At 39.8% G+C, this 9,663-nt stretch carries 8 protein-coding genes; 7 read left to right on the forward strand and 1 reads right to left on the reverse strand.

What is annotated here, in order from left to right:
• The first annotated feature begins 186 nt into the window (after positions 1–186).
• From E5A76_RS09525 to E5A76_RS20635, 4 genes are all read left to right on the forward strand, one after another.
• Entirely contained in the window at positions 187–1,317 is a 1,131-nt protein-coding gene (locus E5A76_RS09525) for an S-(hydroxymethyl)glutathione dehydrogenase/class III alcohol dehydrogenase (protein WP_107165245.1), read from the forward strand.
• Positions 1,318–1,700: 383 nt separating this feature from the next.
• Positions 1,701–2,945: a dicarboxylate/amino acid:cation symporter gene (locus tag E5A76_RS09530; RefSeq protein WP_161118779.1), complete on the forward strand. Its 1,245-nt coding sequence runs from the start codon at positions 1,701–1,703 to the stop codon at positions 2,943–2,945.
• Between the two features lie 301 nt (positions 2,946–3,246).
• On the forward strand, positions 3,247–3,396 hold the full coding sequence (locus tag E5A76_RS20400) for a hypothetical protein (protein ID WP_164488049.1): 150 nt from the start codon (positions 3,247–3,249) through the stop codon (positions 3,394–3,396).
• 408 nt (positions 3,397–3,804) lie between these two features.
• Positions 3,805–3,936 (forward strand): hypothetical protein, encoded by a 132-nt coding sequence (locus E5A76_RS20635; RefSeq protein ID WP_258178221.1) that lies wholly within the window; start codon positions 3,805–3,807, stop codon positions 3,934–3,936.
• 34 nt (positions 3,937–3,970) lie between these two features.
• Here E5A76_RS20635 and E5A76_RS09535 read toward each other — a convergent pair whose 3' ends face one another.
• Positions 3,971–6,295, reverse strand: coding sequence for an ATP-dependent helicase (locus E5A76_RS09535; RefSeq protein WP_161118782.1), 2,325 nt, complete (start codon positions 6,293–6,295; stop codon positions 3,971–3,973).
• A 248-nt stretch (positions 6,296–6,543) separates the two neighbouring features.
• Between E5A76_RS09535 and E5A76_RS09540 the strand changes: the two genes are divergently transcribed.
• The 3 genes from E5A76_RS09540 (at position 6,544) to E5A76_RS09550 (ending at position 9,578) form a co-directional block, all read left to right on the forward strand.
• Positions 6,544–7,254 (forward strand): DUF445 family protein, encoded by a 711-nt coding sequence (locus tag E5A76_RS09540; RefSeq protein WP_161118780.1) that lies wholly within the window; start codon positions 6,544–6,546, stop codon positions 7,252–7,254.
• Positions 7,255–7,516: 262 nt separating this feature from the next.
• Positions 7,517–8,281 carry a metal-dependent hydrolase gene (locus E5A76_RS09545; protein WP_053986768.1) on the forward strand — a complete coding sequence of 255 codons (765 nt, stop codon included), beginning with the start codon at positions 7,517–7,519 and terminating at the stop codon, positions 8,279–8,281.
• 193 nt (positions 8,282–8,474) lie between these two features.
• Complete coding sequence (locus tag E5A76_RS09550) at positions 8,475–9,578, forward strand: phosphoribosylaminoimidazolesuccinocarboxamide synthase (RefSeq protein WP_161118781.1); 1,104 nt, start codon at positions 8,475–8,477, stop codon at positions 9,576–9,578.
• Positions 9,579–9,663 lie beyond the last annotated feature (85 nt).

Below are 9,663 nucleotides of genomic sequence, written 5' to 3' on the forward strand. Positions count from 1 at the left end.
GATTATAGATCAAGAAATAATTATAAATTATTACCATTAAGTAATAATAATTTTCCATTTGATGGGATTATCAATAGGTAAGAAATAAATATAATGGTGCCATCAAGACGACATGGAGAGATAACTTTTCATGTCGACACGAACAAGAAAATCGCCATAAAGTTGGCTTAACGGAGTGAATGAAAAATGACTGATAAATTTATCAAATCAAAAGCAGCAATTGCATGGGGTCCTAAACAACCTCTTTCTATCGAAGAAGTAGATGTAATGCTTCCTCGTAAAGGTGAGGTACTAGTTCGCATCGTTGCTACTGGTGTTTGTCACACTGACGCATTCACCCTATCTGGCGACGATCCAGAAGGTATCTTCCCAGCAATCCTTGGTCACGAAGGTGGCGGTATTGTTGAAATGGTTGGTGAAGGTGTAACTGGTCTAGAAGTTGGTGACCACGTTATCCCACTTTACACTGCAGAATGTGGTGAGTGTAAATACTGTAAGTCTGGTAAAACAAACCTATGTCAAGCTATCCGTGAGACACAAGGTAAAGGCCTAATGCCAGACGGCACAACACGCTTCTACAAAGATGGTCAACCTATCTTCCACTACATGGGTTGTTCAACTTTCTCTGAGTACACGGTTCTTCCTGAGATTTCGCTAGCGAAAATCAACAAAGAAGCACCATTAGAAGAAGTATGTCTACTAGGTTGTGGTGTAACTACAGGTATGGGGGCGGTACTAAACACGGCTAAAGTTGAAGAAGGTAGCACTGTTGCTGTATTCGGCCTAGGTGGTATCGGTCTAGCAGCTATCATTGGTGCAACAATGGCTAAAGCAAGCCGCATCATTGCTATCGACATCAACGAAGACAAGTTCGACCTTGCTCGTAAACTAGGTGCAACTGATTGTGTTAACCCGACTAAGTTCGACAAGCCTATCCAAGAAGTGATCGTTGAGATGACTGACGGTGGTGTTGACTACTCATTCGAATGTATCGGTAACGTAAACGTGATGCGTTCTGCACTTGAGTGTTGTCACAAAGGCTGGGGTGAGTCTGTAATCATCGGTGTTGCAGGTGCAGGTCAAGAGATCTCTACTCGTCCATTCCAACTAGTAACGGGTCGCGTATGGCGTGGTTCTGCATTCGGTGGTGTTAAAGGCCGTTCAGAGCTTCCAGGTATCGTAGATCGTTACATGGCGGGTGAGTTCCAGTTAGATGACTTCATCTCATTCAACATGGGTCTAGACAAGATCAACGAAGCATTCGATCTGCTTCACGAAGGTAAGAGCATCCGTACTATCATTCACTTTGATAAGTAATTTGCCTCTTATTTAAGCAACATCCTGTCTTCGTAACGACTGCCTGTTACGAAGACAGGCGAGATTTTTATCTCACACCTTTGTTCAAAACCAGCTACGGATCAGCACTTCCTCTTTTAACGAAAGTCATACTAAACCGAATTTTTCAGTCAGTCGTAAAGACAACAAACTTATCGTTAATTGAGAATTGGCATTTGCCACGCTCTGGTACTTAGTGTCAGAGCGTTTTTTCTTATACAAAGAAGTTATATCCAAGTGATTTCAATCGTCAGTGTTAACCATGACAACAAGCTCCACACTGCACCTTGAGGTTACTTAGCTATAACTACTCTAACTATTATATTTTTAATTTTTATTCTCAACGAACGTTACAAGAGATTCTCATGCATCGCCGTTTATTAAAATCACTACCCTTTCAGCTACTTATAGCTGGCTTGTTAGCATGGGCGTTAGCAACACTGCTACCACTATCGTCAGAGTTTGAAACAAGCACAACATTCAAGCTCCTTATGCTATTAAAAACCACTTATATTGGTTTACTTAAAATGCTTGTTGGTGCCGTAGTGCTGTTTTCATTACTACGTGGTATCACCAGCATTGGCTCTACCATTAAATTAAAAGCATTGGGTCTAAAAACAGTTTCGTTTTATGCCTTTACATCGACACTTGCTATTGCATTAGCTCTAGGCGTTTCACTGTCATTGCCAAAGTGGCCACAATTAGTTGATACCTCAACAGTTCATGTTGGTAGTCATGTTCAATTAATTGATCAAACCTCGGCTTCTGGTGGCGCGATTGTTGAAAAACTATTTAACATGGCATTGGTAAACCCTTTCCAAGCCTTAGCAACAACTAACTTATTAGCAATTGTTGTGTTTGCACTGTTACTGGGTATTGCATTACTGGCAAGTCTGCCAGAAAAGCACCCTGTATTTGAAGTTATAGATGGTATAAACAGTGCTGTTAACCGTGTGGTATCGTGGATCATCAAGCTAGCGCCACTGGCTGTTTTTGCGATTGTTTTCCAATTTACCCTACAAAGCGGTAATGCCATTTTTGGTGAGCTTGCCCGCTTTGCGTTACTGGTATTTACCCTAACCTTTATTCATGGTGGTTTTGTTTTACCTATCATTGCAAAAGTGGTGACGGGTATTAAGTTCAAAGACTTGTTTAAAGCGCTGTCTGCACCAATGGCGATGGCATTTGCAACATCATCAAGTTCGGCAACACTGCCTCTTTCTATGCAAACAGCAGAAGAAGAGCTGAAGATTTCACAATCCACCAGCAGTATGGTATTGCCGTTAGGCTCTATTATGAATATGGATGGTACCGCGCTATTTGAAGGCGTAGCAGCTATCTTCCTAGCTCAGCTTTACGGCATCGATTTAGGCACAGGCGGTTTGATCATGATCTTTATCATGGCAATGGTTTCTTCTGTTGGTGCCCCAGGTATGCCATCAGGATCAATGTCAGGTATGCAGTTAGTCATGCTCGCTGTCGGTATCCCTTTAGAAGCGATTGCCATTCTACTGGTGATTGAGCGCCCATTAGATACCTTCAGAACAGCCGTGAATGTTGAAGGTGATTTAATTGCCGCATTAGTTGTCGATAAATGGCAAAACAAGTAATCAATTCAGAAAAGTGCATCAAATAACGTAATATTATGATGCACTTTTTCTTTTGACATTATTTTTACCGTTCAATAAAATCACCTCCACTGAGTCCCTTCTCAGTTGCAACACCATTCTTAACATCCTTTATATCACTAGGACTAAAATACTTACTTTGTTTATTGCAGGACGTTGATACAACTTAGGTTCAGTATTACTTGGTATGTTATGGAGCATAAAGGAACGCTCAATACGATGTTATTTAATTATTGTCTGAATTTATTTAACGATAAATTCTAATGAGTTAAAAGGTTACAGAATGTTAAAGCAATTTCTTAATAATGTATTTCATAAACGCCAAATCAATAAATCCCAACAATTAAGAACGCGTCTTGAATTTGTTATTCAGCAAAACCTCGGTCAACGTGAAGCACGTTATAATCGTGAACAACGCCACTCGATAGACTAATCGTTCATTATCGTCACGTAGCTATTCATATAATTATTTATGAGATATGAACACTGTAATATTATTGATATTGATTGATTAATCAATAATTTATAAATTAACAATCAATAAACAAGCAAATCAAAAAACCAGCAAGCGATTGATTTAAAAGAAATTAAACAAAAAGATAGAATATTTTAAATTTAGTCATCATTAAGATTTTTAACCTTTAAACCACCAATTAAAAGATATTTAACTCTGTTTAATTGTTATGTCTTAATAATGAGTCATCATTTTTAGTGCAAAAATACTTATTAGGTATCATATCTATAATTATAAGAAATAAATGACACTCATCGCGCTACTCTGTAACTAACGGTGATGACTTTTTTGTTATATTATTGTTAAAAGCAGAGATGAGGATAATTTATGATTAAACAATTGCTCGCATCTATAATGAATAAAAAAAACCAAAAGAAAAAACAGCAAGCATTAAAAAATCGTCTCGATTTTGCAATGTCACAAAACGTAGGAAATAAACCTAGCCCAAGCCATGATTAATATTAATTATCTCAATAAATCGGCTTAACGTTTATTAGCTATATCTTCTAGCCTTTGCTTTCGCTATTACAATAAGTCGATTTACTAACACTTTCTCTTTTGTGATATCCGCTTTCTTTAAATCACGTAATATTCTATTCAATTCTGTTTCTAAATATTTCGCTGTTTTGGTTTTTACCATACTGCGGATCAGCTTTTCTGCATTCTCAGGTAACGGTTGCTCAACCGCCCATAAATAACTATAAGCAATGTTTCCATCTCGCCCTGATGCAGGTAATACAATTTCTACCGGCTCTGGTGCTGATTGCATTTGATCAATACGACCTAAACGGGTGTAGTAGCCCTGTACGATCGGGGATTTGTGATAAGGCAGCTCATTACCTTCTTGATACAACAATGGACCAATTTCTTGCGCTAATGGCGCTTTTGCTTCAAGAATAAATTGGCTGGCATTCTTATCTTTGCGGATATAACTCTCTTTCTTAGTGTTCTCTACCGAGTAGTAGATCTTAGCGCTGTGTTTTGCGCGTGTGATGGCAACATACGCTAAGCGACGTTCTTCTTCAGTATCAGCAGCAATCCCAACCGACGAACGATTAACATATGGAAAGGCGTCTTTATCCCAATAAGGCAAATACACTTGGCTATACTCACACCCTTTCGCCCTAAAGATGGTAGTTAATTGTACCTGTGACATTGAGGCTTCTGTTTGGCGTAATGAATCAGAGCGTTGGGTATAGTACTCAAAGTAATTCAACGCCTTTTCACACGCTTGATCCATAGAGGCTAGCACAGTCTCAACACTATCTAACCTTTCAACGGCTTCTTCGATCTCAGATGCTGTCGCTTCAGTTTTCCAAATCCAATTATCCAACTCGCTATCACGACGATATTGACGGTAAACATCTAACGCTTTAAAGCTACCTTTGCGGCGTAGCGTCATCAATAATTCGACGCGTGCTGTAAAGTTATCAAGATTTAAATTGGGTTGTACCTTCTCTGTTTTGCTTACCACGTTTAACCACTGTTCTATGGGGGTATTCGCCAGCTCATCACACAATGGACGTAAATTAGCATTCGGTACATAACAGTGAGGAAACGACATTAAGTTAAACACTAATACCGCTTTTTCAAACGGCTGTAATTGGTTATAGCGTCCCGTTGCAAAACGCATTACATCCATCAGCAGCTTTACTTCTCGGCTATTAGAAAGCACCGAGCCCACAGGCATATAAAACGGAATATTCTTAGTTAAGAATGCCAATTCAAATAACATGGTTTGTGACCAGCGACGAACCAAAATCGCCACATCAGAAGCATCACCACCTTGCTCAATAAATTCAGCAATGGATTGGGCAATTTCCCCTACTTGACGCGCAGTACCAATCACTTCAACAGGGGTATCATTCACAGACTGATGAGAAATGGTCTGAAAATCATGAAAACGTTGTTTGTTGTTGGCAATTAAATGACTCGCAGCGAGTGCTAGGCTATGACCAAAACGGAAAGTATGCGACAAACTATAGGTTTTCGCTGGTGCAAAATCTTGCTCAAAATTAAGCATAAACTGCGGCGCACTACCACGCCATTTATAGATACACTGATCCACATCGCCAACAGCAACAAGCTGTGCTTGAGGGCCTAATAACAGCTTTAATAAACGGTATTGTGCGGTATTAATATCTTGAAACTCATCAACCACCATAAACTGAATCTGCTGATGATAGTGGGCACGTAAAACGTCATTGTTGCTAAGTACATTGACAGTTTCCACCAGCCAATCATCAAAGAACAATTGCTTACGCTCTTTACGAATGGTTTCAAAATTCCAATAGGCTTCAATAATGAAATGGTATTCATCACTGATATCAGACAATTCAAACACTTCTTTCGGTGGCAGCATATGCGCTTTCACCAAGCCGATGAAGCTCATCAATAATTCAATAGTGCGAGGATCTTTAAACGTCTGTTGTTTTTGGTAAGATTTTTCGTTCGCAGCCATTTGACGCAGCAATTGTTTTGCAATCGCCTTATCACTATCCCCATTATTAAAATCAACCTGATAGCCCGTTTCAGCCAAATAACCAGACTGGCGTAATAACTGATAACAAAAGCTATGAAAAGTATGTACTGGGACATTGGCACCAATACAATTGCGCTCAAGTTTGGCTTTAAAATCAGTGCGAATATCACGGTTGAACATCAGCACCAACATATTCTGTGGTGCAATAGTGGTTAATTTATTTTCAACTAATCCTACCAAGGTGGTGGTTTTACCTGTCCCCGCCCCCGCAACACAAAGTGCATTGCCAGTTTGGTGATTGATAAAAGCCGTTTGTTCAGCAGTAAAGCTTGTCATGACATGCACCACATGATGGTAGAAAAGTGAATGGGCGAGTATAGCAAGTACCGGATCAGGTTTAAATTCATTGCTGGTGATATATACAGCACTCAATAGTAACCAATTGCTATTGCACTATTATCTTGACCGACAAACGGTAGTATTCCCCCACTTCAATTGCTAGAATCTCGCCCAATTAGCCATACCTTGGGCTTACCTCTTTTTAAAACATATTCTGTGTGATCCACACTGAGAACAAACCTGCTATGAATAACAAAAGTTTCCTCACCAACCTTATTTCACTGATTTTGCTGCTCATTGGTTATATTACAAACCAACAAGTGATCTTGTACTGCGGACTATTTGCTTTCTCTGGTGCTTTAACCAACTGGTTAGCTATCCATATGCTATTTGAGAAAGTGCCAGGTTTATACGGCTCAGGTGTTATTCCAGCACGTTTTGAAGAGTTTAAATCTGCTATTAAAAACCTGATGATGGAGCAGTTCTTCACCCAAGAAAACATCAGTCGATTTCTTAACAAAGAAATGGATGGCGCAACGAACTTAAACCTTCAACCTGTGATTGAAAAAATCGATTTTGCCCCAGCGTATGATTCACTATTAGATGTGATCATGAATTCACAGTTTGGTGGCATGCTTGCAATGATGGGCGGTGCAGAAGCCTTACAACCGTTACGTGAACCCTTTATTGAAAAAATGCAAAGTGCTGTGACAGATATTAGCCAACAAGATAACTTCAAAGCGGCACTCAAAGATCAACTCGCAGCACCAGAATCTCTGCATGATATTGAAGGCACCATTGAAGAGATCATCGATCAACGCCTAAACGAACTAACACCTAAAATGGTGAAAGAAATGGTCCAAAAAATGATCAGCGAGCATTTAGGTTGGCTAGTGATTTGGGGCGGTGTTTTTGGTGGTTTGATCGGTATTATCTCAGCCCTTATTGCTGGCTAACTGACACTTCACTTTATAACCATAATAAAGCCTTGCTTGAATCGCATAGATTCAAGCAAGGCTTTTTCTTTGATGCATTTTTGGGGTGTAGATAACACGCCATTTCCCACTCTATTTCTATAAAGACAGACAACTGCTCGTGTTCGATGGTTATTTATCCGAAAAAACATCAATTACATGCTAAAAATGTGATATTGGTTGAAAATTATGACCGAAAAATGATAAATACAACTGTATAAATACCCAGTTGGACTCTTCTTCCTTGGCAAACTTTTCTACTCACTTCAGTGTTGCAGCCGTTGCTAGTGGTTTAACCGCCACCGCCTTTCTTTCGGCTGATCACATTACGCCTTCAATGGCGATATGGATGACCTTTCTAGGCACCATTGGTGGCTTATTGCCTGACATCGATTCAGATCACTCCACATCAATGAAAGCCTTATTTAATATTTTGGCTGGCTTTTGTTGTTTCATCTTGATCAGTCATATTTATACCCAAGTCACTATGCTAGAACTGCTGCTTTATACCGCAGCTTTATTCATTACTATTCGTTACATGGGCAAAGCAGTATTTGAGCGTCGTACCGTTCACCGCGGCTGTTGCCATTCCATTGCCTTTGTATTACTGATCTCTCTGTGCTGTGTACATGTGAGCTCTATTATTGGTCATACTGCGGAGACTAGCTGGCTTACCGGTGGTTTTGTTCTATTTGGAGGCTTAGTTCATCTGGTGCTTGATGAAATTTACAGTGTGGATTTATCCAACCAGCGTTTAAAGAAATCCTTCGGCACTGCTTTAAAGCCTTTCTCATTTGCTAACCCTCTGATTAGTTTGGCGCAAATTGTTGCTATCGTCTTACTCTTTTCCACTGCCCCGTCCTACCACAAAACGCTGCATATATTGAGTAACTGGCATCATTTTAAATTTAGCCCAGCGTGGTTTAATTGGTCAGATATAGAAGTATGGGTAAATCATTTTATTCATCAAGCCCCACAGAAATTGAGCACTATTCATAAGCTGTTCTAGAACAACCTTCGGCGATAATCATCTTAATGAATATCGCCTTTTTTATGCTTTAAAATCACAATGCAAACGTTTGCTTTTTCTCTGGCAGTCAATTCTATAACCTTGTATGATGCGTCTACGATGATGTTTAGCCATATGTTCTTATGGCAAAAACTCTGCATTTCTGCGTAATCATTTGAATAGGATTTTCACGATGAGCCTTGCCGATCAAGTTTTAGCTGTTAATGATGATCTCCCAATCCGTACTGATAAGCCTGTACACAGCGGTAAAGTACGCTCTGTTTACTGGCTGACTGAAGCTGACAGTCGACGTTTGATTAAGGAAAAAGGCTACAATGTCCAACCTGATGCACCATTAGCCATTATGGTGATCAGTGATCGTATCTCTGCATTCGATTGTATTTGGCATGGCGAAGGTGGCTTAAAAGGTGTGCCGGGTAAAGGCGCTGCACTGAACGCCATTTCAAATCACTGGTTTAAGCTATTTAAAGACAACGGCTTGGCTGATAGCCATATATTAGATATTCCCCACCCGTTTGTTTGGATCGTCCAAAAAGCCAAACCTGTGATGGTTGAAGCCATTTGCCGTCAATACATCACTGGCTCAATGTGGCGAGCTTACAGCAAAGGTGAGCGTAACTTCTGTGGAATCGAACTACCTGAAGGGTTAGAGAAAGATCAAAAACTGCCTGAGCTACTAATGACGCCATCAACCAAAGGTATTCTAAAAGGCATTCCTAATGTTCCTGAGGCTGATGATGTCAATGTCACCCGCGATGATCTCGTTAATAATTACGCTGCATTTAACTTCCGTAATACTGATGATATTGCACAATACGAAAAGCTATTAGCTGAAGGCTTTAACGTGATCAGCGATGCGCTCGCAAACCTCGATCAAATCTTTGTCGATACCAAATTCGAGTTCGGATACGTCACAGATGCTAGTGGCACTGAAAAGCTAATTTATATGGATGAAGTAGGTACACCTGATTCTTCACGTATTTGGGATGGTGCTGCTTACCGTGACGGACAAATCGTCGAGAACTCGAAAGAAGATTTCCGCCAAGTGCTGCTAAACACTTTCCCTGATCCTGATATCTTATTAAATAAAGATCGTATGGAAGAACGTTTCGCTCTTGCTCGTGATAACGAGTTACCACAAAACGTACTGATGCAGATCTCTAAAGTTTATACTGGGATAGCTGAAAAAGTCACCGGTGAACAAATCAAACTAAGCCAAAATCCAAAAGCTGAAATTATCGAGATTTTGCGCAATCAATATCAATTAATCGACTAATCACTTCAACGTCTTTTCTTCAACATAAAAAACAGGCATTCATAAAATGCCTGTTTTTTACTCTTTCCAACCATTAATATTGTTC

It is taken from the genome of Photobacterium lucens (assembly GCF_009873615.1).
Lineage (GTDB): Bacteria > Pseudomonadota > Gammaproteobacteria > Enterobacterales > Vibrionaceae > Photobacterium > Photobacterium lucens.

What these genes read in the sequence shown, in the direction of transcription:
- E5A76_RS09535 (WP_161118782.1), bottom strand. Translation starts at nt 6,295, where the DNA reads ATGACAAGCTTTACTGCTGAACAAACGGCTTTTATCAATCACCAAACT.
- E5A76_RS09540 (WP_161118780.1), top strand. Translation starts at nt 6,544, where the DNA reads ATGAATAACAAAAGTTTCCTCACCAACCTTATTTCACTGATTTTGCTG.
- E5A76_RS09530 (WP_161118779.1), top strand. Translation starts at nt 1,701, where the DNA reads ATGCATCGCCGTTTATTAAAATCACTACCCTTTCAGCTACTTATAGCT.
- E5A76_RS09550 (WP_161118781.1), top strand. Translation starts at nt 8,475, where the DNA reads ATGAGCCTTGCCGATCAAGTTTTAGCTGTTAATGATGATCTCCCAATC.
- E5A76_RS20400 (WP_164488049.1), top strand. Translation starts at nt 3,247, where the DNA reads ATGTTAAAGCAATTTCTTAATAATGTATTTCATAAACGCCAAATCAAT.
- E5A76_RS09525 (WP_107165245.1), top strand. Translation starts at nt 187, where the DNA reads ATGACTGATAAATTTATCAAATCAAAAGCAGCAATTGCATGGGGTCCT.
- E5A76_RS20635 (WP_258178221.1), top strand. Translation starts at nt 3,805, where the DNA reads ATGATTAAACAATTGCTCGCATCTATAATGAATAAAAAAAACCAAAAG.